A 23,236-nucleotide genomic window follows, 5' to 3' on the forward strand; every position below is an offset into this window, starting at 1 on the left:
CCCCCGCGTGCGCTGCCCCGCCCCCCCGCCCGGACGCCGCCGGCGCCCCGGCCGGTGGGGGCTGGGGCGCCGTCGTCGGGCCTCAGGAGCCTGGGAGGCGGGGCCTCAGCCCCGCACGTAGTCCCGGTAGTTGTTCACGGTGATCTCGGAGTCGTCGACGAGGTTGTCCGGGCCGAAGCCCGGGGTGACCTGGTACTCGCCGGTCTCCAGGGAACGGCGCACGTCCTCGCGGAGGATCGGCAGCTTCGGGTAGAAGGCGTCGCCGCAGCAGCTGGTCTTCACGACGTCCCGGTGGCCGATGATGCGCGAGGGCGGCAACGCGTACTGCTGGCAGATGTACGCGCAGATGTGCACGAGGCCCTCGTAGAGGGTCTGCGGCGGCGGGTTCACCATGTAGAGGCCCTCGCACTCGATGCCCAGCGCGTAGGCATTGAAGCCCAGGGCGTGCACGCCCAGCATGAAGGTGTGACCGTCGTTCAGGGCGACCCGGGAGCCGTGGCGGCCCTCGAGCACGTGCCCGCCCCGGGACACCGTGAAGTGCTGGCCGGTGTCCCCCCAGGACTGCTCCATGTGGCCGCGCTGGACCATCTGCGCCAGGTCCACCGCGGCGGTGCGGGAGCCGTCCGTGGTGTTCGCGGTGCTGGTGTGGTGGATCACCAGGTAGGAGGGGCGCTCGTGGAGGGTGTGCAGATGGATGGCCGGCGTCCGGGCACCCCAGTCGGCGGTGGTGATGATCTCCGGCTCCGGCAGGCGCGGACGCTGCTCGGTCTGCGCGTCGGAGCCCTCGGCGGCGTCCTGCTCGGGCTCTCCTCCGGTGCAGCCGGCCAGCGTGCCGGCGAGCGCGAGACCGGTGCCTCCCAACAGGGTGCGGCGCGCGAGCGCGTGCTCCGGGGCGGTGTCGGGGGTGTGTGCCATGCGGCGGGGTCCTTCGTGTCGGGGCCGGAGCCCCGCCGTGTACTGCGGCGCACAGGGGCGCCGACGGGGCGCGCGGGCGCTCCACCGGAGAGATGTTACCGCCACACGGAGGCGGATCGTGACCCTCCCGTGATGCCGGGGGAGGGTGTGGCCTCGTAGACTCACGCACCATGTCGAGATTGTTCGGAACCGATGGCGTCCGTGGCCTGGCCAACGAGACCCTCACCGTGGAGCTGTCCGTCCAACTGGCCCAGGCGGCCGCCCCCGTCCTGGGGGCCGAGGCGTTCGAGGCCGGGCGGCGTCCTGTGGCCGTCGTCGCCCGTGACCCGCGGATCAGCGGCCAGTTCATCGGGGCGGCGGTCCAGGCGGGTCTGGCCTCCTCGGGCGTGGACGTGTACGACGCCGGCGTGCTGCCCACCCCGGCCGCCGCCTTCCTCGTGGGGGACCTGGACGCGGACTTCGGCGTCATGATCTCCGCCTCCCACAACCCGGCCCCGGACAACGGCATCAAGTTCCTGGCCCGCGGCGGTGAGAAGCTCACCGACGCGCAGGAGGACGCGATCATCCAGCACCTGGAGAGCGAGCGCCCGCTGCGCCCCACCGGGGCGGACGTCGGCCGCATCCGCGTGTTCTCGGACGCCGAGGACCGCTACGTGCTGCACCTGCTGCAGGCCCTGCCGCACCGCCTGGACGGGCTCACCGTGGTGCTGGACTGCGCCCACGGTGCCGCCGCCGGCTGCTCCCCGGAGGCCTTCCGGGACGCCGGCGCGGAGGTCGTCGTCATCGGCGCGGACCCGGACGGTCTGAACATCAACGACGGCTGCGGCTCGACCCACCTGGAGAAGCTCCAGGCCGCCGTCCGCGAGCACGGCGCGGACTTGGGCATCGCCCACGACGGCGACGCCGACCGCTGCCTGGCCGTGGACGAGCGGGGTGAGGTCGTCGACGGCGACCAGATCATGGGCATCATGGCCCTGGCCCTCAAGGACCGCGGCGCCTTGCGCGAGGACACCCTCGTGGTGACCGTGATGTCCAACCTCGGCCTCAAGCTCGCCATGGAGCGTGAGGGCGTGAACCTGGTGGAGACCCAGGTGGGCGACCGCTACGTGCTCGCCGGCATGAAGCTGGGCGACTACTCCCTCGGTGGCGAGCAGTCCGGGCATGTGATCTTCGCCGACCACGCCACCACCGGCGACGGCGTGCTCACCGGCCTGCAGATCGCCTCCCGCGTGGCCGCCACCGGGCGCCCCCTCTCCGAGCTGGCCGGCGTCATGACCCGCCTGCCCCAGGTGCTCGTGAACGTGCGCGGCGTGGACAAGGGCCGCGCCGGCGAGGACGCCGCTGTGCAGACCGCCGTCCGCGAGGCCGAGGACCGCCTCGGCGGCACCGGACGCGTGCTGCTGCGCCCCTCCGGGACGGAGCCGGTGGTGCGCGTGATGGTCGAGGCCCCGGACGAGGCCACCGCCGGCCGGGAGGCCGAGGCCCTCGCTGAGGTCGTCCGTCGCGAGCTCGCCCTCCACGACTGACTGTGCACCCCTCGCCCCGCCCCGAGCGCCGCTCGCCCGGACCCCAGCGCCGCTGGCCGCTGCTGGTCGGTCTGCTGGCCGCGCTCGCGGTGCTCATGACGGTCGCACTCTGGGCAGTCCACACACCCACGTGCCCGCGGGCGGGGGGTACGGACTGGGTTCCGTGCCTGGACCTGGGCGCGGAGTGAGGGGCGTCGGCTCCGGGTGGTGCGCCGGCGTCAGGGGCGGATGAGAAGGGGCGGCGGCAATGATGCACCTGAGAAGAAGGGCCCTGGTCCGCCTCAGCTGAGGCGGACCAGGGCCCTTGGCGGTTGTGGGGCGGATCAGATGCGGGGGCCGGCCGGGCCGTCGGCCACAGGGCCGTTGGTCACCGAACCAGCGCCACCGCGCTGGGCGGAGAGCAGGTCGCGGATCTCGGTGAGCAGCGCGACGTCCTCGGCCACCGGCTCAACCTCGGGCTCGATGCCGAGGCGGCGGTTGCGGCGCTCGATCATCTTGTTCATGGGCAGCACGATGGCGAAGTACACCGCGGCGGCCACGAGCAGGAAGTTGACGATGGCGGTGAGCAGGACGCCGAACCGGATGTCGTTGCCGTTGAGCGTGAGCACGGCGAACTGGTCGAAGTTCGGGGCCTGCACGAGGGCGGAGATGAGCGGCATCAGCACGCTCTCGACGAGGGCGTTGATGATCTTGCTGAACGCGGCGCCGATGATGACGGCCACGGCCAGGTCGAGCACGTTGCCCTTCATGATGAAGTCTTTGAATCCCTGAAGCATCGGACCAGTGTAGAAGGGTGACGTGCCATCCTTCGGCGCGTCGTCGGGGCGTTCCGGGGGAGACGTTCATCACGGAGGGTATGGCCGCCGGTGTGTGGCGGGGCCCGACGCGGTCCGCCCGGGCCCGGTCCTTCCCTCCGGCTCTGCCCTTCCCTCGGATTCAGACCTTCCGCAGCAGCACCCGGGTCACCTCGTGCCGCTCGTTCTTCGTGAGCACCAGCCGGGCTCGGCCGCGCGTGGGCAGGATGTTCTGCTGGAGGTTCGGGCCGTTGATCCGGTCCCAGATCGAGCCGGCCACCTCCCGTGCGTCGTCGTCGGAGAGGTCCGCGTAGCGGTGGAAGTAGGCCTGCGGGTCCTGGAAGGCGCCCGAGCGCAGCCCCATGAAGCGCTCCACGTACCACCGGCGGATCCAGTCCTGCCGGGCGTCCACGTACACGGAGAAGTCGAAGAAGTCGGACACGCTCAGGCCCGGGGTGCCGTCGGCGCGGATCCGCGGCGGGGCGAGCACGTTGAGCCCCTCCACGATCAGCACGTCCGGGCGGTGCACCACCTGCTCCTCGCCGGGGACGACGTCGTAGGTCACGTGCGAGTACACCGGTGCCCGAACCTCGGGGACCCCGGACTTCACGTCCGCCATGAAGCGCAGCAGGGCGCGGCGGTCGTAGGACTCGGGGAATCCCTTGCGTTCCATGAGCCCGTGCTCCTGGAGCACGGCGTTCGGGTGGAGGAACCCGTCGGTGGTGATCAGGTCCACGCGCGGGGTGGTGGGCCAGCGGCGCAGCATCTCCTGCAGCACGCGGGCGGTGGTGGACTTGCCCACCGCCACGGAGCCGGCCACGCCGATCACGAAGGGCGTGCGCCCCGTACGCTCCCCGAGGAAGGCGTTGGTGGCGTCCCTCAGGGCGGTGGAGGCCTCCACATGGAGGCCCAGCAGGCGTGAGAGGGGCAGGTACACCTCGGAGACCTCCCTCAGGGAGAGGGTCTCCCCGAGGCCGCGCAGGCGTTCGAGCTCACCCTCGGCGAAGGGCTGGGCCAGCTCATCGGCCAGCCGCGCCCAGGTCTGCCGTTCGAGCTCGACGAAGGGGGAGGTGTGGGGCCCGGGGGCGCGGGGCGGGCAGGGGGGCTCGGGGCCCTGGCCTGCGGGGAGGCTGTCCGTCACCCCACCATTATGGGCGGACCGGCGGGGTCGACGTGCGCGCGCGGACGTAGGATCGAACCCATGCGTGTTCTCGTCACCGGCGGCGCCGGCTTCCTGGGCTCCCACACCGTGGCCGTCCTGCTCGCCTCCGGGCACGACGTGCTCGTCATGGACTCTTTCGCCAGCGGCTCGCGCACGGCCGTCGAGCGTGCCGGGGAGGTCTCCGGCGCCCCCCTCGGCGGGGGACGGCTCGACCTCGTGACCGGTGACGTCCGACACCCCGAGCAGGTCGCCGACCGGCTGGCCGCCTTCGCCCCCGACGCCGTGGTGCACTTCGCGGGGCTGAAGTCGCCCACGGAGTCCGTGGCCCACCCGGCTGCCTACTACTCGGTGAACGTGGCGGGGACGGCCCAGATCGCCGAGGCCGCCGCCCGGGCCGGCTCGCGGGTGCTCCTGTTCTCCTCCTCGGCCACCGTCTACGGGGACGAGGCCCCCGCGCCCGTGGCCGAGGACGCGCCCCCGGCGCCGGTGAGCCCCTACGGCTGGTCCAAGCTGATGGCCGAGCAGGTGGTCCGCGACGTCCACACGGCCCACCCGGGCCAGCGGGCGGCGGTCTTGCGGTACTTCAACCCGGTGGGTGCCCACCCCTCGGGGCGGATGGGGGAGGACCCGGCGGGCGAGCCGGCCAACCTCATGCCGTATGTGGCGCGGGTGGCCGCCGGGCACTACCCGGAGCTGAAGGTCTTCGGTGCGGACTTCGCCACCCGGGACGGCAGTGCCGTGCGGGACTTCATCCATGTGATGGACCTGGCCGAGGCCCATGTGGCCACCCTCGAGTGGATGGCCGCCCAGGCGGAGGACCCGGGGGTGAAGGTGTGGAACATCGGCCGCGGCGAGGGCGTGACGGTCTTCGAGATGGTGCGCGCCTTCGAGGAGGTCACCGGCCGCCCGGTGCCCCACCGCGTGGTCGGGCTGCGGGCCGGGGACATCGCCGAGTCCTGCGCGGCCGTGGACGCGATCGCCGCCGAGGTCGGCTGGCGGGCCCGACGCGGGGTGGAGGACATGGTGCGGGACCTCTGGGCCTGGCAGCAGGCCAACCCCGGCGGCTACGGGGACCGCTCGGGTCCGGGACTGCGATCGGCCTGACACAGCCCGGCCCGCCCGCGCGGGGCTGACCTGGTCCCGGGACCGGCTATCCTCGTGCCCATGTGTGGAATCGTGGGATACATCGGCCGGCCGTCTCAGCTGTCGGACCACAGCGCTCTGGACGTGCTCATGGAGGGCCTGCGCCGGCTCGAGTACCGCGGGTATGACTCCGCGGGCATCGCCGTCGTGGCCGACGGCGAGCTGCATCACCGCAAGAAGGCGGGCAAGCTGGCCAACCTGGCCGCCGAACTCGAGGAGCACCCGGTGCCGGAGTCGGTGCTGGGCATCGGACACACCCGCTGGGCGACGCACGGCGGTCCTTCGGACATGAACGCCCACCCGCACCTGGCGGACGAGGGACGCCTGGCGATGATCCACAACGGCATCATCGAGAACTTCGCCGAGCTCAAGGCCGAGCTCGTCGCCGACGGCGTCGAGTTCCTCTCCGAGACCGACACCGAGGTCGCCGCCGCCCTGCTGGGCAAGATCTTCCGCGGCGAGGGCGAGGGCGATCTCACCCGCTCCATGCAGCTGGCCTCCCAGCGCCTCGAGGGCGCGTTCACCCTGCTGGCCGTGCACGTCGAGGCCCCGGACCGTGTGGTGGCCTCGCGCCGGAACTCCCCGCTCGTCGTCGGCGTCGGCCAGGGCGAGAACTTCCTCGGCTCGGACGTCTCGGGCTTCATCGACTTCACGAAGGACGCGATCGAGCTCGAGCAGGACCAGGTGGTGACGATTACCGCCGACACCATCGAGATCACCGACTTCGAGGGCAACGCCGCCCAGGGCAAGGCCTTCACCGTGGACTGGGACGCCTCCGCCGCCGAGAAGGGCGGCTACGACACCTTCATGGAGAAGGAGATCCACGACCAGCCGCAGGCGGTCCAGGACACCCTGCTGGGCCGCACGGACGCCGCCGGCGCCCTCGTGCTGGACGAGCTGCGGATCGACCCGGAGGAGCTCAAGGCCGTCACCAAGATCATCGTGCTGGCCTGCGGCACCTCGGCCTATGCCGGCACCGTGGCCAAGTACGCGATCGAGCACTGGTGCCGGATCCCCGTGGAGGTGGAGCTCTCCCACGAGTTCCGCTACCGCGACCCGATCATCGACGACCACACCCTCGTGGTGTCCATCTCACAGTCCGGTGAGACGATGGACACCCTCATGGCCGTCCGCTACGCCAAGGAGCAGGGCGCCCGCACCCTGTCCATCTGCAACACCAACGGGTCCACGATCCCGCGCGAGTCCGACGCCGTGCTCTACACGCACGCCGGCCCGGAGATCGCCGTGGCCTCCACCAAGGCGTTCCTGGCGCAGATCACCGCCGCCTACCTGCTGGGCCTGTACCTGGCGCAGCTGAACAAGAAGCTGTTCAGCGGCCAGATCAAGGACATCCTCGCGGACCTGGGCGAGATCCCGGCCAAGATCGAGGAGATCCTGGAGAACGCGGAGCAGGTCAAGGAGCTCGCCCGCTCCATGGCGGAGACCACCTCGGTGCTGTTCCTGGGCCGCAACGTCGGCTTCCCGGTCGCGATGGAGGGTGCGCTCAAGCTCAAGGAGCTGGCCTACATCCATGCCGAGGGCTTCGCCGCCGGCGAGCTCAAGCATGGCCCGATCGCCCTGATCGACGACGGCCAGGCCGTCGTCGTGGTGATGCCCTCGCCGATGGACCGGCACTCGCTGCACGCGAAGGTCGTCTCCAACATCCAGGAGGTGCGTGCCCGCGGGGCCCGCACGTTCGTGGTGGCCGAGCGCGGCGACGAGGCCGTGCGCCCGTACGCCGAGACCGTGCTGGAGGTGCCGGAGACCCAGCCGCTGCTCATGCCGCTGCTGACCACCGTCCCGCTGCAGATCTTCGCCCTCGAGCTCGCCTCGGCCAAGGGCTACGACGTGGACCAGCCGCGCAACCTGGCGAAGTCCGTGACGGTGGAGTGAGGGTTAGGTCCATGACCCTTGCCCCAGCTCACAGCGGGCTTCGCGGACGTCTCGGCCTGCAGCGCCGATGAGCGTCTTCCTGGCGCTCATGGGGGCGGCCTTCGTCCTGACCCTGGTGACTCAGCGGCGCTCTGGAGTTGCCCTGATGCTGCCCCTGGTGGCATGGCTCACCGTGCACACCGGCCTTGCCCGGATGATGATGGCGCCACTCGAGCTCCATCCCGCGGTTCCGCTGGTCGGTGGAATAGCGCTGGCGAAGGTGGTCTCCGGCAGAATCGGATTCAGACGTGCATCCACGGGCCAGGCGGGGATCAGCGTGTTCGCGGCACTCGCTGTCGCGGTGCCGCTGCTCTTCGGCCTGATGAGCGTCCTCGTCCGAGGGGCCAGAGGCGGTCTGCTGTGGCTAGAGCTGATCCTTGTCCCGTTCATCTGGTTGGCGCTGCTCTTGGATGCCCACAGTCGCGGAGAACCCGTTCGCCGTCCGGTCGTCTGGACCGTGGTGGGGTGCGCGGTGCTCAACGCCGGCTTCGTCATCCAGCAGCAGGTGACGGGGACGGTGCTCCTCTTCCCGGGCACCTACACCTTCTATTGGTGGTGGAACGGAACGCTTCCGCGCCCGCTGGGTCTCATGGACACCCAGGTCCTCCTCGGAATGCTGACTGCGATTGCAGCGGCCATGCTGTTCTATCTGCGGAGCACGGTTGCCGCTGTCCTCTTGGGCTTCTTGCTCCTTGTGTCCGTCGTGCTTGCGGCCGCCCGTACCTCAATGATTCTTGTTGGCTTGATGCTCGTCATCATCATCGTGGGTTCTCGCGCCAGGCTCTTTATTAAAATTGGAGCTTTGAGTGTGGTCCTCCTGGCTGGCTGGTATCTGTTCCGATCAGAGTTGGCGGAGCTTGCCTTCACCCGATTCGCAGAGGATTCCGGGTCGGGTGACCTCCGTTTCCAGGCCCTGCGGTATTTCCAGAGCCAGTTGTCGTCACTTCTTCTCGTCGGGCGGGGTGCAGCGTCGGCGAGTCAGCTTCGTGGGGCCGAACTGGGGTCGAGCTTGGAGAACGGCTGGCTCATCTGGATCTTCGAGTATGGAGGAATGGCCGTCGCCTTCGCCGGAGGGGTGCTCACAGCACTGGTCGCCTGGGGGAGGAAGGGTGACCCGCGATGGGCCGGAATGGTCCTGTTCGTGGTGGCCATGGTGCAGACTGTGGCATTCAGTTCCACTGGTGCGTCCAGCACAGCGGTCGCGCTACTCCTCTCAGCGGTGTTCGCTGCGCACACCCAACCCTGGCAACGACAGCTGGGTGAAGCTGGACGTCCGCGGTACGCCCCTGTGGCCCAGACCTCACGGGAGACCCTGCGGTGAGCGGCGACCGTCCAGGAGCAGCTCGAAGCATGGCGGTGACCCTTGCGGGAAACCTGGCGTCACCGCTCGCAGGCTTTCTGAGCGCTCCCCTGCTGGCGCGTGGGTTGGGTGCTGACGGGCGCGGTGAGGCCGCGGCTGCCACCGCGCCTCTGCTCATGCTCACAGTCGTCCTGGCGCTGGGCCTGCCGGAGGCGGTCACCTACTTCGTCGCCCGCAGCACCAGGACGCGACGACTCGTCTTGCGGACTGCACTGGGGGCCATGGCCGTCACGGGAGCGTGCGGTGTTCTTCTGGTGTGGTGGATGCGGATGCCGTTGTCGGGCGATGACCCGGCCCTGGCGTCACTGATCATGGTGGGGACGGCGGGGCTCCTGCCGAGCCTGGTGGTGGGGGTCCTGCGAGGACAGGCAGCTGCGCTCGAGCAGTGGGGTCGGATCGCCTGGGAGAAGTCCATCAACGCCATCGGCCGGCTGGGTTTGGTGGCCTTGCTCTACGTGACCGACAGCATGACGCCGTTCAGTGCCACAGTCGTGCTGACCGTGACTGTGGTTGCAGGCGGTGTGGTCTATCTGATTCCGTGGGCCGCAGGTGCGCGGGTCGAGCAGGCGACCGCATCAGCGACAGCCGGGGAGGTCTTGGGGTTCGGCATGCGCATGTGGGGAGGGACTCTCACTGGGATTCTTCTCTCGCGCATCAGTCAGGTACTCATGGTGCCTCTCGCCGATACACGGGCGCTGGGCATCTACGTTGTGGCGCTTCAGCTGGCTGAGGCTGTCCTGGTGGTCAACTCTGCGATGCGGGACGTGACGATGTCGAGAATGTCGAGCACCTTCTCGGCTGCCACCTTGGTGCAGACGACGAGGGTCTCCAACCTGATCACTGCGAGTTCGGCGCTCGGGCTGGCCGTGTGCGCGCCGTGGTTCGTCCCCCTGCTCTTCGGGCACGAATTCGACGCCGCAGTGCCGGTCGTGTGGGTGCTGCTCATCGGCTCCGTCCTCGGCAACGCCGGCTCAGTGGCCGGTGCGGGGCTGGTCGCTCTCGGGCGGCCTGGGCTGAGGAGCTTGGGAATGGCCGCGGCATTGGTCGTCAATGTGTCAACCTTGGTTGTCCTCACGCCTCTCTGGGGTGCAACCGGTGCGGCCATTGCCACGGCAGCCGGAAGCTTCGTGGCCGGCACGCTCAATGTCTTGTGGGTGGCCCCGAGGATCGGGAGGCGTCCCTTCGACTTCCTCCTGTTCCGGGGTGAGGACGTCACACTGTTCATTCGCACCATCACGAGGATTGTGAGGCGTTCTGCATGACACCAGCCCGCGACAAGCCATTGGTGAGTGTGTGGAAGCGTTCGTGGCTGCCTGGCTCGGAGACGTTCGTTCGGGCGCAACAGGACGGTTTGACCCGCTGGCGCTCAGAGTCTGTGGGATGGGAGCGTCTGGAACGCGGGCTGGGCCGCGCGGAGGATGTGATCCTGGGGGAGCGGACTCCTCGAGGACTGTGGCGCATCGAGGCCGCGATTCTCGCCCTGACGGGCGTGTCTCCGCGACTGTCTCACCACTGGCGAGGCTCTCGACCAGACGTCGTTCACATCCACTTCGTCACGCAGGCCAAGGGGGTTGCCGCTCTCGCCCGCCGACACCGCATCCCCGTGGTGGTGACGGCGCACGGCAATGACGTCACGGAGGCTGCGGCGAAGGGCGGTTGGCGAGGGCATCTGTACCGTTGGCAAGCCAGGCGGATCCTTCGACGGGCCGACGCGGTGATTGCGGTGTCGGACTTCATCGCGGGGAGGGTGAAGGCGCTGGGCGCACCGGAACGCACTCTGCATCGACTGCCCGTGGGCGTCGAGATCATCCCGCGCGAGGACCGCGAACCGGTGATGGACGTCGTGTTCGTGGGGCGTCTCGTCGAGGTCAAAGGGGTCTGGCACCTCCTCTCCGCACTGGACATCCTCCGTCGGCAAGGGCGCTCGGTGAGTGCATGCATCATCGGCGACGGCCCTGATCGGGAGAAGCTGCAGCGATTTGCATCGGAAAGGGACTTGGGAGTCACTTTCCTCGGTGCGGTCGGCCACCAGCAGGTGCCGCAGCTCATGGCCTCGAGCCGGATCTTCTGCGGTCCTTCGGTGACCTCGCGAGGCGGGGCCGTGGAGGGACTCGGGCTGGTATTCCTCGAGGCGGCCCTCCAGGAGCGACCCATCGTAGCCTTCAGGAGTGGCGGCGTGGGGGAAGCCGTGGCGGATGGGCAGACAGGCCTCCTCGTGTCCGAGGGAGATGATGAGGCTCTCGCAGCGGCTATCGCACGGCTCCTCGATGACCCGGTCCTGTGCTCGGAGATGGGCAAGCGGGGGCGTGCGCGGGTTGAGTCGCTGTTCGACAGGGAGAAGCAGACGGCAGAACTGGAAGAAGTGTATGACAGCCTTAGAAGCGCTTCCCATGAAGAATAAGAAACGACATGTCGGTCTCGATGCCCTGCGAGTTCTGGCCGTATTTCTCGTCGTTGTCGGGCACTCTGGTGGTCCGGCTGTCATCCATGAATTCATCTATGGCTGGCATGTTCCCTTGTTCTTCTTCTTGAGCGGGTGGTTCTACTCGCCTGGGAGGACGCTCGGAGATGAGCTTCGCAAACGGTGGGAAACCATCGGCCGCCCCTATATTGTATGGTTAGTCATCATTGGCGCGGTCTATGTTTGTGCTGAATTATTGCGCGATGAGATGAAAGTGGGCGATTTGCTTCGACTTGTATGGGGAGGGTCTCGGCTGGCCGAGCCCTTCTCTGCATTCTGGTTCATGTCTGCATTATTCGTCGCGGCACTGATCTATCGCTGGGGAAGAGAATCGAACCGTTCGAAGCTTCTCATTCTTGTTGCCGCTGGGATGTACCTGGCCGCATATGCCTTTCCCCGATGGGTCGCCCTCCTGCCCGGCTCTGTGGGGATGGGCGTCGTGTGCCTGCTGTTCATCGCCGGGGGGGAGTGGTCGCGCAGGCACGTTCCGGAAGCCGGGTTGCTCTCCCCTGTGCCATGGATCGCCATGGGCGTGCCGTCCCTGGCGTGGATCTCCGGAGCGCTTCCTCCGCTGGACTTGAAGTACGGGCAGATCGGCCTGCCGGTCCTATCCTTTCTTGCGTCCCTGGCATTCTGCTGGGGAATCACAGTGGCGTTCTCCCGGCTCGAGATAGATGCCGAAAGTCGCCTGGGTGGGGCTGTGACCACTCTTTCGCACGGTGGTACAGGGGTTGTCTTTCTGCACCCTGTTCTCCTGTGGGTCGGGCTTTCCTCCGCGCTCCCATGGCCGCTGGGTCCCCTGGTTGTCACTGTTGTGTGTTGGGTCGCCGTGACGGTCGCGGCTGCCTCGCCCCTCCTCGACTTCTTCCTCCTGGGTGGTCAGCGAGGCCGGGGCGGGCTGCTTCCGGCCCGATCATGAGAGTCAGCGTCGGCGAGTCCACCTACTGTGTGTCAGCTTCCTGAAGGGCATGGTCCAAGACCTGGGATACCGTTTCGGCAGTATTTCTCCAGGTGTATCGTTCCGCATTTTTGCGCCCTGCGCTGGACAGCTTCTGGCGCGCGATCGGGTCACGGTCAAGGCGTTCCAGGACCTCTGCCATGTCTGAAATCGACCGGGGGTCGAAGTAGAGTGCAGAGTCGCCCAGAATCTCTGGCATGCAGGCCGTATTGGAGGATGCCACGGGTACTCCAAGGGACTGCGCCTCGATGGGGGGGATCCCGAACCCTTCATGCAACGAGGGGAAGATGAAGGCTCGGGCCCCTGCGTAGAGGCGGCCGAGTTCCTGATCGTCCACCCTGCCCATGAATGTGACGCCGTCGATGTCCTCGATGCGACTCTCCGTGGAGGAGAACACCTTCGGCTGAGCACCGACCACGCGGAGGTTCGTGGATGATCCACTCTTCTTCCGGAATTTGTCGAAGGCCTTGACCAGACGGTGGAAATTCTTGTGGACATTGGGGGATGAGACCGCCAGGAAGTACGGTGCTGCATCCTCCTGTCGGGGCAGTGCCGATCCTCCGAGGTCCGTGGGGGCATTGCCCACGACGACGATGCGTTCCTCGGGAATGCCGTAATGATCCGCGATGTCCGATCGTGAGAACTCAGAAACCGTGAGTACGGACGCGCTCGATTCCAGCATTCCGGGGATCACGGTTCGATACGCTGCCCGAAAGGCTCTGGAGAAGCTCTCGGGGTAGCGCACGTATGTCACATCGTGGTGCGTGGAGACCTGAGGCCGATATCGACGGGGATTCGTGCTTGCCAGGCCAAGGAGGAGCGGGTTTGCTTGCTTTCGCAAGAAGGCGGGCAACGTGACCTGCTCCCAAAGCAGGCCTGCCCCGCCGGGCACGCCGAGCACCGAGGTGCCCGCCAGGGGGCCGTCGTCGCGCGGCGTCACGCCCGTCGGGGCCACCAGTGTGATGTCGTCACGGAGCGAGAGGAGCTCTGCGGCGACGTTCTCCGCGAATCGCTGGATTCCCGTGACCGGCTGCGAAAGGAAACGTGCATTCAGGTAGATCATGCGGATTCTCTCGTCCCCTCGGAGGATGGTGGGGTCAGTCGGGTCCAGAGCCGTCGGATCGACTCTTCGAGCCCCGGGGTCGTTGAGCTGTCGGCGAAGGCGGTCGCGCGCTGCATTCCGCGAGACGCCACCTGGTGGTGTCGCTCCGGGTCATTGGCCATCCCCACAAGAATGCTTGCCAGTGACTCTGCGTCGCCCGGTGGATACTGCAGGCCGTCTTCCTCATGGGTGATGATCTCGCGAGGGCCCCCGGCATCGGGGACGATGGTCAGCACCCCATGCCCCATCGCCTGGATGACCACCTGGCCGAAGGGCTCGGGCTGGATGGAGGAGAGCACGAGAGCGTGGGCCCTGTCCAGAACGGAGGAGACATCGGACACGTGCCCCATGAAGTGAACCGGTGCAGTGAGCTCTTCGGCGAGGGACTCCAGGTGGTGGATGTACTGCTGGTCGGCCAGGACGGTGCCGCCGTAGAGCTCCAGCGAGATGGTCTTGCCTTGCCGGCGGAGTTCGGCGTCTGCCTGTGCCACGGCCCGAATGAGGTGTTCCTGGCCCTTCCAGGGCTCGAGGCGAGACAGCGAGACGACGAGGAAGGTCTCCCCATCGGAAGGGACATGTGCAGTGCGGTCCTCGGCCGTCTCCTGGATGCCGGACACGGGGTAGGCGATCTCCACAGGCCGGCGGCGAAGAACGTCGGGAAGGGTGTCTCGGGTCCACTCGCTGTTGGCGATGAACGCATCGAAGTGCCGGAAGGTGGCTGCGGTCAGCAACCAGCGCTTCCAGCGCTTCAGGGAGTTCTTGGAGAGGTCGGTGCGGGCGTAGTACACGACCGGAACGGAGAAGAGAGGGATCAGGGGTGCGACGGCTTTGGCGGCGGCAGCGCTGTTCACGACGATGATGCCCGGGCGGACGCGTCGAATCAGGCGCAGGATCCAGGGCAGGGAGAGTGTCAGGTCACGCCGCGGTGCGAAATCGGGGTCCGCACGTCGAATGTGGACGGACTCCGGGTGGCGGTCGGCCATTCTTTCGGACACCGCGCCGCCCGTGAGGAAGGCGACATGGGAGTGGGCCGAGAGCTTCTGCTCCCATGCCCGCTCCAGCCCGAGCTGCCCACCTCCCGGTTGGCCGGAGTGATCAATGAAGAGAATCTTCGGCGGCGCGGTCACTGGTCCGTCTTCCGGCCGAGGGTCAGGAGGCGCACTCCGCCTGCGGTCCATACAGCCGGGTCGAGGACATTGCGTCCATCGATGGCGACGGGCTGAGCCATGAGAGCGGCGACCCGGCGGGGGTCGAGGTCACGGAACTCCTGCCATTCCGTGAGCAGGAGCATCAGGTCCGCTCCGTTCAGCGCGTCATCGAGGGTGGGGGAGAGCTCCAGGCCGGGAGTCTGCTCGACTGCTCGCTGGCCAGCCTGCGGGTCATAGACGGTGACCTCAGCGCCGGCGTGCAGCAACGCGCGAGCCACCGCCAGGGCGGGAGAGTCCCTGGTGTCGTCCGAGTTCGGCTTGAAGGCGGCGCCGAGGACGGCGACCCGAGCCGGACGCCCGTCCCGCTGACGCCGGTCAGCGGTGCGGTCGAGCTCCTGCTGAGCCAGGTGGACAGCACGGTCGCGGCGCCGTCCGTTGATGGCGTCCACTTCGCGCAGGAATGCCATCGAGTCCGCATGACCGAGCTCGTCTGCACGGGCTCGGAGTGCACGGATGTCCTTGGGCAGGCATCCGCCTCCGAAGCCGAGTCCGGCGTTGAGGAATCGCCGTCCGATTCGGGCATCGAGACCGATGGCATCTGCGAGCGTGGTGATGTTCCCGCCAGTCGTCTCCATGAGCTCGGCGAAGGCGTTGATGAAGGAGATCTTCGTCGCCAGGAAGGCGTTCGCAGCGACCTTGACGAGTTCGGCCGTCGCGAAGTCCGTGGTGATCCACGGGGTGCCGGCCTCAACGGCAGCCTGATACACCTCACGCAACGGTGCCTCGTCCTCGTCGTTCTCCAGGCCGACGACGATCCGGTCGGGCTGAAGAGTGTCCTGGATGGCGAATCCCTCGCGGAGGAACTCGGGGTTCCATGCCAGGCGGACGGTTCCTGTCTTGCCTTGCCGTCGGCTCTCGAACCGGGTACTGAGGCGGGCGGCAGTGCCGACAGGGACGGTGGACTTCCCCACGACCAGTGCGTCGCGCGAGATGTGCTCGGCCAGGGAATCGACAGCTGCATCGACATAGGTCAGGTCGGCGGCGCCGGACTCAGCGGACTGGGGGGTGCCGACCCCGATGAAGTGGACGTCCGCCCAGCCGCCGACCTCCTTGTAGTCGGTGGTGAAGCGAAGCCGTCCGCTGGACACGTGGCGTTCGATCATCTCCTCGAGGCCGGGCTCATGGAAGGGGACGACGCCCGAGCTGAGTGCCTCGACCTTGAGCGGATCGACATCGAGGCCGATGACTTCATGCCCGAGTTCAGCCATGCAAGCGGCATGAGTGGCGCCGAGGTAGCCCGTACCGATGACGGAGATGCGCATGTTAGGTAATCCTCAGTTCTCAGGGGTGTGGAGTCAGTACGCGCCATCTTTGGCGACGACTGCCTTGGCAGTGCGGGCCAAGATGATGATGTCGAAGATGGGAGACCAGTTCTCGACGTAGTAGAGATCGAGGCGGATCGCCTCCTCTGCCGTGAGGTTGGACCGGCCGGAGACCTGCCACAGCCCCGTCATGCCGGGTTTGACGAGCAGGCGCCGGAAAGCCGGCTCATCATACTCGTCCACCTCGGCCTGGACCTGCGGTCGGGGGCCCACGAGTGACATGTCTCCGCGCAGGACGTTCCACAGCTGGGGCAGCTCGTCAACGGAGTACCGGCGGATGAACCGCCCGAACGGGGTCACTCGGGGATCGTCCTTCATCTTGAACAGGAGCGCCCCGGCGCCCTGCTGCCGTTTGAGTGCTTCCAGGCGGGCCTCCGCGTCCACCACCATGGACCGGAACTTGATCATGTGGAACGGCTCCCCGTTGAGGCCGATCCGCTGCTGCCTGAAGAAGATGGGGCCAGGGTCGGTGATCTTGATCGCCAGCATGACACCGAGGAAGACGGGGGAGAGAGCGAGGAGGATGACTCCTGAGCCCAGGATGTCCATGGTGCGCTTGGCCAGCAGGTCGTACCTGGAGAAGCGGGGGGTCGAGACGTGCATGAGGGACAGACCCGCCACCGGCTGCTGGTGGATTCGGGGTCCGGCGATGTCCGTCAGCGCCGGGGCCATGATGTGGCTCACCCTGCGTTCGGCCAGGGACCATCCCAGGGCGCGCATCTGACGGGGCTTGAGCGAGCCTCCGTCCGCCATGATCACTGCGTCCACGCCCAAGCCGTCGACCTGGTCGATGATGCTGTCGACATCCCGCTGGACGGTGACGACGGGCAACGGGAACGGCGGTTCTCCTGCCGGGGCTTCCTTCCGGGCGCCGGGCAGCGCGGCGGCCACCGGGATGTACCCAGCCTCAGGCGTGGCGGTGAGCGTGGAGTGAAGATGCTGTACAGCGCTGGGACTGCCGAGCAGGAGCACACGGCGTGAAGCCCTGCCGGCCCGCCGCGCGGCTACGAGGCGGCGGCGGGTGAAGGTCCGCCCGACGGCGAGGGAGACGAGGCCGAACAGGAGAGCTGCCACAAAGAAACCGCGCGGCAGATCCCAGAAGAGGAGGTAGGCGCCCAGGCCGAGCGCGGCGAACAGATAGAGGGAGGCGCGGACCACGCGCCGATACTCATCGAAGCCCGCGCCTAGTACCTTCACGTCGCGAGAGTGGAACAGACCCAGGGCCAGCCACCAGAGCACAGCGATGCCGAACGAGACCAGCCAGAACGGGACGTTCCACGGAGCATTCTCCTGCCCCGGAAGGAGGATGAAGCGCACCAGGTGCGCAGCGACGACACTGAAGAGCACGGCGGCGGCATCGACCATCTTGACCTGCCGCAGCACGGGCTCCGTCCAGGAGTGGTGGGGGGCACTGGATGTCCTCTCCGGGGCAGGCGGTGCAACGTGGGGCATTCATCACTCCAAGTGGGGGCAGGCGTAGGCTGCGCACGACAGGTCAGCCGCACCACAGTACAATCAGCCGGTGCGGCATGAACCGGCGTTCGCGACGTGGTTCTTGTCGATTCTACTAGTCGATGCAACGTGAGAGAGGGCGTCATGCCCTTGGGAGGGACAACGCATGTCGTGGCTTGTCACCGGGGGTGCCGGATACATCGGGGCGCATGTCGTCAATGCGCTGCGTGCGCAGGGCATGCCGGTCACGGTGGTCGATGACCTCTCCTCGGGGCACCGGGACTACGTGCCGGTGGATGTCCCCTTCCTCGAAGCGGACATCAATGACATCCAGGCCCTCCGGGAATGGATGCGCACCCATGCCGTCGTCGGGGTGATCCACATCGCGGGATTCAAGTATGCGGGCGTCTCCGTGAAGGAGCCCCTGCGCACTTACCGCACCAATGTGGAGGGCACCGCGCATCTCCTGCAGGCGATGCAGGAGGCGGATGTGGAGAGGATCGTCTTCTCCTCCTCTGCGGCGACCTATGGCACGCCGTCCGAGGAGGTCGTCACGGAGCAGACCCGCACGAGCCCCGAGTCCCCGTACGGTGAGAGCAAGCTCATCGGAGAGTGGCTCCTCGCCGCCCAGGGCAGGGCCACCGGCCTGGTGCACACCTCTCTGCGCTACTTCAACGTCGTCGGTTCCGGAGAGGCGCTTCTGGCCGACACGAGTCCGCACAACCTCTTCCCCCTGGTCTTCCGGGCCTTGGAGGAGGGCCGGGCGCCGGTGATCTTTGGAGACGACTACCCGACCCCGGACGGCACGTGCGTGAGGGACTACATCCACGTTCAGGATCTGGCGGAGGCCCATGTCGTCGCCGCCCAGCGCCTGCAGGCCGGCGATCAGCTTCAGCCGGTGTACAACCTCGGCTCAGGGGACGGGACCTCTGTGCGGCAGATCATGGACGCCATGCGAAAGGTCACCGGTCAGGACTTCGAGCCCGAGGTCCGCGAGCGTCGCCCCGGTGACCCCGCGCGGATCGTGGCCGACGGGTCGGCTGCTGCCGCGGACCTCGACTGGAGGATGCGCCACTCGGTGGAGCAGATGGTCGAGTCCGCCTGGCGGGCGGCCAAGCGGATCCAGGCGTGATGCGCGTCCTGCACGTGGCGCAGCCTGCCGGCGGGGGAGTGCCCCACGCCGTCAGCCGGTACGCCCAGACCACCGCCGGGGAGGTGGAGCACCATCTCCTGGGTGACCCGGACGTCGACGTCGACCGAGAGGTGTTCGCCTCGGTGATCCCCCTCCCCGCCGGTACGCCTGCTCGAGTCCGCGCAGTGCACGCCGCCACGGAGAGGGTCGGCGCGGATGTGGTCCATGCCCATTCCAGCTTCGCTGGGGGATACGCCCGTCTCGCCTCCCTGTCCGCGCCGGTCGTCTACCAGCCTCACTGCTTCGTCTTCGACGATCCCGGACGTGCCCGATGGAAGCGTGAGGCATTCCGCGCGGCTGAAGCCGTCATGGCTCGACGCACGGCGGTGACCGTCGCTCTGACACCTCACGAGGCGGCGCTGGCCCGAGGTCTGCATGCTCGGGGGAGGATCATGCAGGTTCCCAACGTCCCGGACGTCGAGACCGTGACCCGGCATCTCGACGAGAACCCCGACGGGGCCCCCCTGCGGGTGGTGATGGTCGGCCGGATCAGCGCGCAGAAGGACCCTGCGTGGTTCGCCGCCGTGTCACGACGCCTTGCCCATGCTGCGCCCGGTCGGGCCGTTCTGGAGTGGATCGGCGACGGTGAACCGGAGAGGAGGCGGCTTCTCGAGGAGGCCGGCGTCCGAGTGCGGGGCTGGGTGCGTCCGGAGGGGGTGAAGGAGGCCCTCGACGAGGCGGACCTCTACCTGCACTCCGCCTCCTATGAGGGCTTCCCCCTCAGCGTCCTCCAAGCGTGGGCGCGCGATGTTCCCGTGCTGATCCGGTCGAGCAGTTGGACTGAGGGGCTCGGCCTGTGCACCGTGGACTCCCCGGAGGCGGCGGCTGAGGCCGTCATCTCGGCCGCTGCCGACCCCGACCGCCCTCAACGGCTGCAGGAGGCGGGACGGGAACAGCGTGAGAAGTGGACGGAGGCCGAACAGCGCAAGGCCCTCCTGGAGGTCTATGCCCACGCCCTCGCCGGCCGTCGGATCGGCTGACCCCACAGGCCCGGGCCACGGTGTCGGGGCCCAGGAGCCGTCGAGGGGCGGCCAGTAGACTGGCTGACTACTGCGGAGCATCCGCCCCGGCTGCCCCGTGTCCCGTCCCGATCATCCCCCGGAGAATCATGCGCACATTGGACAGCGGTCAGCCGTACCCCCTGGGGGCCACGGTGGACGATGCCGGCACCAACTTCGCGGTCGCCGTCGGCCGTGAGGTCGAGGGCGTCGAGCTGTGCCTGATCGGCGAGGACGGCGAGGAGACCCGCCTGCCCCTGAAGGACCACCACGACACCACCTGGCACGTCCATGTGGCAGGCGTGGGCCACGGTCAGCGCTACGGCTACCGGATCCACGGCCCCTGGGACCCGGCCCGGGGCCTGTGGCACAACCCGCACAAGCTGCTCGCGGACCCGTACGCGCGCGCCTTCACGGGGGAGTACGAGTGGGGTCAGCAGCACTTCGCCTACGACTTCGAGGACCCGGATCGTATGGACGAGTCCGACAGCCTGGGCAGCTCCATGCTCGGGGTCGTCGTGGCCGACGACTTCGACTGGGGCGAGGACGCCGCCCCGGACCGCCGGCTCACGGACACCGTGATCTACGAGACGCACGTGCGCGGCATGTCCCAGCTCCACCCGGACGTGCCCGAGCAGCTGCGCGGCACCTACGCGGGCATGGCCCACCCGGCGGTCGTCCGACACCTCACCGAGCTCGGTGTGACCGCCGTCGAGCTGATGCCCGTGCACCAGTTCGTGCAGGATCAGATCCTCCAGGAGAAGGGCCTGTCCAACTACTGGGGCTACAACACGCTCGGCTACTTCGCCCCGCACGCCGCCTACGCCTCCACGGACGAGGTGGGCGGCCAGGTGCGGGAGTTCAAGCAGATGGTCAAGGACCTGCACGCCGCGGGCCTCGAGGTGATCATCGACGTCGTCTACAACCACACCGCCGAGGGCAACGACAAGGGCCCCACGCTGAGCTTCCGGGGCTTCGACAACCCCGGCTACTACCACCTCGTGGAGGGCGACGAGCGGCACTACATGGACTACACGGGCACCGGGAACTCGGTGGACCTGTCCAGCCCGAAGGCCCTGCAGCTGGTGATGGACTCGCTGCGGTACTGGGTGCAGGAGATGCACGTGGACGGCTTCCGCTTCGACCTGGCCACCACGCTCACCCGCGTCGAGGGCGAGCAGGGCCCGGACATGGTCTCCGCGTTCTTCGACGTCGTCCGCCAGGACCCGGTGATGCGCAGCGTCCGGCTCATCGCCGAGCCCTGGGACGTGGGCTGGGGCGGCTACCAGGTGGGCAACTTCCCGGGCATCTGGAGCGAGTGGAACGGCATGTACCGGGACACCGTGCGCGACTTCTGGCGGGGCGAGCCGGGCACGCTCGGCGAGTTCGCCACCCGCCTGACCGGCTCGGCGGACCTCTACGAGGGCGACGGGCGCAGTCCGGGCGCCTCGGTGAACTTCGTCACCGCCCACGACGGCTTCACCCTGCGGGACCTCGTCTCCTACAACGAGAAGCACAACGAGGCCAACGGCGAGGACAACAACGACGGCGAGTCCCACAACCGCTCGTGGAACCACGGGGCGGAGGGGGAGACGGACGACCCCGAGGTGCTGACCCTGCGCGCCCGCCAGCAGCGCAACTTCCTGACCACGCTGCTCGTGAGCCAGGGCGTGCCCATGATCAGCCACGGCGATGAGCTCGGCCGCACCCAGGGCGGCAACAACAACGCCTACTGTCAGGACAACGAGATCGCCTGGATCGACTGGTCCGCGGCGGACACCGGGCTGATCGAGTTCACCCGTGAGGTCATCGCCCTGCGCCACGACCACGCCGTGTTCCGGCGCCGCCACCACTTCGACGGGCGGCCGGCGGCCCGTGACGTCGCCGCGCCCCTGCCGGACATCGTCTGGCTCGAGCCGGATGCGACCGCGAAGACCGAGGACGACTGGGGCGCTGAGGCCCGCTCCATCGGCTTCTACCTCAACGGCGGGGTGCTCCGCCCCGAGGACGAGGAGGACGCCCGCCCCTACCGTGACTTCTACGTGCTCATGAACGCCTGGAAGGATGCCGTGCCCTACACGCTGCCCGGCCCGTTCTTCCCCGGCAGCTGGGAGGTCGTGCTGGACACCTCCGGTGAGGTCGCCCCGGCAGGGACACGCCCGCACGTGCACGCCGGTGATGTCATCGAGGTGCCCGGCAGGTCCACGGTGATCCTGCGGGAGCTGCTGGAGGACACCGAGGAGCCGACCGCGTGAGCCGGCCCCGGGGTGGGCGCGCCCGGGCCCCTCACCGGGCCCGGACGGCGCTGCTCGCCCTGGTGACGGTGCTGGCCCTCGTGCTGGCCGTGCCCACGGTCCGGGTGCTGGACCTCACCGTCCACCCCCGGGTGGACGCCCCCGAGCACGTCGACGCCCTGCTGGTGCTCTACAGCCGCCCCGAGGTGTACGACGCCGCCCTCGACCTCGCCGGCCGGGGCGTGGCCGACCACCTGTTCGTCTCCGCCCACATGGGCCCGGACGGCCACGAGAAGCTCTGCGGGGAACAGGCCCACACGGACCCGCGCCTGGCCGGGGTGAGCGTGGAGTGCTTCGACCCCTCACCCGTGACCACTCAGGGAGAAGCCGTGTACGCGGCCCGCCGCATGCACGAGCTCGGCCTGCACGACCTCGGGGTGCTGACCTTCGGGCAGCACATCGAGCGTGCCCGCCTGTTGACCACCCGGTGCTGGGCCCCGGAGGACGGCACGGTGTCCATGTACGCGTTCGACCCCGGCCTCGGACGCCTCGAAGCGGCCCGCCACACCCTCTACGGGGTGCTGGCCCACGGCAAGGCCGCCCTCACCCCGGGCTGTGACCAGGAGCTCCCGGGGCCGGTGAATTGGGCGCTGGACGTCGTCAAGGACCTGCGCGGCCAACCGGTGAGCACCGGGGCGGCCGCCACCGTGCCGGCGGTGCGGGGAGGGACGCGGTGATCATCGGCGTCGGGGTGGACGTGGTGGACGTGCCGCGATTCCGCACCCAGCTCGAGCGCACCCCCGCCCTCCGAGCGCGACTGTTCACCCCTGAGGAGCGGGACCTGCCCCTGCGCTCACTCGCAGCCCGGTTCGCCGCGAAGGAAGCCATCGCCAAGGCCCTCGGCGCCCCCGCCGGGATGGCCTGGCAGGACTGCACCGTCCCACGCGCGGCCCACGGCGACGGCCGCCCCGCCCCCCGCCTGACGGGCACCGTGGCCGCCCGTGCCCGCGAGCTCGGGATCACCCACTGGCACCTCTCCCTGAGCCACGACGGCGACGTCGCCACCGCCTATGTCCTCGCCGAACAGCGTCCGGCCGAACCACCTGCCCCGGGCACCGGGGAGAGGACGGCCACCACCGAGGAGGAACGACCATGACCACCCGCGCGTTCACCGGAACCCAGGTCCGCGCCGCCGAGCGGCCCCTGCTCGAGGCCGGCCAGGGGCCAGCCCTGATGCGCCGGGCCGCCTGGGGTCTGGCCGAGCATGTGGCCGCGCTGCTGCGAGACCGCGGCCGGGTGGCCGGAGCCACCGTCGCAGCCCTGGTCGGCCCGGGCAACAACGGCGGCGATGCCCTGTTCGCCCTCGCGTTCCTGCGCGCCCGCGGTGTGGAGGCGGTGGCCGTGGCGGGGCGCCCCGGCCGCGACGGCCCCCCCGGGGGGCACGCCGCGGGCGGGGCCGCGCGCCCCGCCGCCGGCG

20 protein-coding genes are annotated in these 23,236 nt (G+C 68.7%); 13 read left to right on the forward strand and 7 right to left on the reverse strand.

Annotated features, from left to right (window positions below):
• Positions 1 to 105: 105 nt before the first annotated feature.
• Positions 106 to 915, reverse strand: a complete 810-nt coding sequence (locus SPI96_RS09780) for a peptidoglycan recognition family protein (protein ID WP_321082177.1) — start codon at positions 913 to 915, stop codon at positions 106 to 108.
• 170 nt (positions 916 to 1,085) lie between these two features.
• On the opposite strand from SPI96_RS09780, the gene glmM reads away from it, so the two are divergent.
• Positions 1,086 to 2,441: a phosphoglucosamine mutase gene (gene glmM / locus SPI96_RS09785; RefSeq protein WP_321082178.1), complete on the forward strand. Its 1,356-nt coding sequence runs from the start codon at positions 1,086 to 1,088 to the stop codon at positions 2,439 to 2,441.
• A 323-nt stretch (positions 2,442 to 2,764) separates the two neighbouring features.
• Here glmM and mscL read toward each other — a convergent pair whose 3' ends face one another.
• Together mscL and coaA are read right to left on the reverse strand one after the other, a co-directional pair.
• Positions 2,765 to 3,217 carry a large conductance mechanosensitive channel protein MscL gene (gene mscL, locus SPI96_RS09790; RefSeq protein ID WP_321082179.1) on the reverse strand — a complete coding sequence of 151 codons (453 nt, stop codon included), beginning with the start codon at positions 3,215 to 3,217 and terminating at the stop codon, positions 2,765 to 2,767.
• 160 nt (positions 3,218 to 3,377) lie between these two features.
• The gene (gene coaA / locus SPI96_RS09795; RefSeq protein WP_321082180.1) at positions 3,378 to 4,376 is read right to left on the reverse strand and encodes a type I pantothenate kinase; all 999 of its coding nucleotides are present in this window, start codon (positions 4,374 to 4,376) and stop codon (positions 3,378 to 3,380) included.
• A 60-nt stretch (positions 4,377 to 4,436) separates the two neighbouring features.
• Here coaA and galE (SPI96_RS09800) point away from each other — a divergent pair, with 60 nt between their 5' ends.
• The 6 genes from galE (SPI96_RS09800) to SPI96_RS09825 all read left to right on the forward strand — a co-directional run bounded on the left by galE (SPI96_RS09800) (position 4,437) and on the right by SPI96_RS09825 (position 12,212).
• Positions 4,437 to 5,501, forward strand: a complete 1,065-nt coding sequence (galE, locus tag SPI96_RS09800; protein ID WP_321082181.1) for a UDP-glucose 4-epimerase GalE — start codon at positions 4,437 to 4,439, stop codon at positions 5,499 to 5,501.
• A 60-nt stretch (positions 5,502 to 5,561) separates the two neighbouring features.
• Entirely contained in the window at positions 5,562 to 7,433 is a 1,872-nt protein-coding gene (glmS, locus tag SPI96_RS09805) for a glutamine--fructose-6-phosphate transaminase (isomerizing) (RefSeq protein WP_321082182.1), read from the forward strand.
• A gap of 67 nt (positions 7,434 to 7,500) precedes the next feature.
• Positions 7,501 to 8,793, forward strand: a complete 1,293-nt coding sequence (locus SPI96_RS09810) for a hypothetical protein (RefSeq protein ID WP_321082183.1) — start codon at positions 7,501 to 7,503, stop codon at positions 8,791 to 8,793.
• Positions 8,794 to 8,822: 29 nt separating this feature from the next.
• Positions 8,823 to 10,094, forward strand: coding sequence for an oligosaccharide flippase family protein (locus tag SPI96_RS09815; RefSeq protein WP_321082184.1), 1,272 nt, complete (start codon positions 8,823 to 8,825; stop codon positions 10,092 to 10,094).
• On the forward strand, positions 10,091 to 11,233 hold the full coding sequence (locus SPI96_RS09820; RefSeq protein ID WP_321082185.1) for a glycosyltransferase: 1,143 nt from the start codon (positions 10,091 to 10,093) through the stop codon (positions 11,231 to 11,233). Before SPI96_RS09815 ends, SPI96_RS09820 begins: the two co-directional genes overlap by 4 nt.
• Positions 11,223 to 12,212, forward strand: coding sequence for an acyltransferase family protein (locus tag SPI96_RS09825; protein WP_321082186.1), 990 nt, complete (start codon positions 11,223 to 11,225; stop codon positions 12,210 to 12,212). The genes SPI96_RS09820 and SPI96_RS09825 overlap by 11 nt, the downstream gene beginning before the upstream one ends.
• Before the next feature lie 22 nt (positions 12,213 to 12,234).
• Here SPI96_RS09825 and SPI96_RS09830 read toward each other — a convergent pair whose 3' ends face one another.
• The 4 genes from SPI96_RS09830 to SPI96_RS09845 are packed head-to-tail and all read right to left on the reverse strand — an operon-like array spanning position 12,235 to position 17,335.
• The gene (locus SPI96_RS09830) at positions 12,235 to 13,314 is read right to left on the reverse strand and encodes a glycosyltransferase family 1 protein (protein ID WP_321082187.1); all 1,080 of its coding nucleotides are present in this window, start codon (positions 13,312 to 13,314) and stop codon (positions 12,235 to 12,237) included.
• Positions 13,311 to 14,480 carry a glycosyltransferase family 4 protein gene (locus SPI96_RS09835; protein WP_321082188.1) on the reverse strand — a complete coding sequence of 390 codons (1,170 nt, stop codon included), beginning with the start codon at positions 14,478 to 14,480 and terminating at the stop codon, positions 13,311 to 13,313. The genes SPI96_RS09830 and SPI96_RS09835 overlap by 4 nt, the downstream gene beginning before the upstream one ends.
• Entirely contained in the window at positions 14,477 to 15,823 is a 1,347-nt protein-coding gene (locus tag SPI96_RS09840; protein ID WP_321082189.1) for a UDP-glucose/GDP-mannose dehydrogenase family protein, read from the reverse strand. The genes SPI96_RS09835 and SPI96_RS09840 overlap by 4 nt, the downstream gene beginning before the upstream one ends.
• A gap of 33 nt (positions 15,824 to 15,856) precedes the next feature.
• Positions 15,857 to 17,335, reverse strand: a complete 1,479-nt coding sequence (locus SPI96_RS09845) for a sugar transferase (RefSeq protein WP_321082190.1) — start codon at positions 17,333 to 17,335, stop codon at positions 15,857 to 15,859.
• Between the two features lie 166 nt (positions 17,336 to 17,501).
• Here SPI96_RS09845 and galE (SPI96_RS09850) point away from each other — a divergent pair, with 166 nt between their 5' ends.
• From galE (SPI96_RS09850) to SPI96_RS09875, 6 genes are all read left to right on the forward strand, one after another.
• Positions 17,502 to 18,467 (forward strand): UDP-glucose 4-epimerase GalE, encoded by a 966-nt coding sequence (gene galE / locus SPI96_RS09850; protein WP_321082191.1) that lies wholly within the window; start codon positions 17,502 to 17,504, stop codon positions 18,465 to 18,467.
• The gene (locus tag SPI96_RS09855; RefSeq protein ID WP_321082192.1) at positions 18,467 to 19,507 is read left to right on the forward strand and encodes a glycosyltransferase family 4 protein; all 1,041 of its coding nucleotides are present in this window, start codon (positions 18,467 to 18,469) and stop codon (positions 19,505 to 19,507) included. Before galE (SPI96_RS09850) ends, SPI96_RS09855 begins: the two co-directional genes overlap by 1 nt.
• Before the next feature lie 128 nt (positions 19,508 to 19,635).
• On the forward strand, positions 19,636 to 21,780 hold the full coding sequence (gene glgX, locus SPI96_RS09860; protein WP_321082193.1) for a glycogen debranching protein GlgX: 2,145 nt from the start codon (positions 19,636 to 19,638) through the stop codon (positions 21,778 to 21,780).
• Positions 21,777 to 22,496 carry a hypothetical protein gene (locus tag SPI96_RS09865; protein WP_321082194.1) on the forward strand — a complete coding sequence of 240 codons (720 nt, stop codon included), beginning with the start codon at positions 21,777 to 21,779 and terminating at the stop codon, positions 22,494 to 22,496. The genes glgX and SPI96_RS09865 overlap by 4 nt, the downstream gene beginning before the upstream one ends.
• Complete coding sequence (locus tag SPI96_RS09870; RefSeq protein ID WP_321082195.1) at positions 22,493 to 22,915, forward strand: holo-ACP synthase; 423 nt, start codon at positions 22,493 to 22,495, stop codon at positions 22,913 to 22,915. The genes SPI96_RS09865 and SPI96_RS09870 overlap by 4 nt, the downstream gene beginning before the upstream one ends.
• Positions 22,912 to 23,236, forward strand: a 325-nt coding sequence (locus tag SPI96_RS09875) for an NAD(P)H-hydrate epimerase (RefSeq protein ID WP_321082196.1), incomplete at its 3' end; no start/stop codon positions are given. The genes SPI96_RS09870 and SPI96_RS09875, both read left to right, overlap by 4 nt.

Origin of the sequence: Micrococcus sp. (genome assembly GCF_034179925.1) — a bacterium.
Classification (GTDB): domain Bacteria; phylum Actinomycetota; class Actinomycetes; order Actinomycetales; family Micrococcaceae; genus Micrococcus.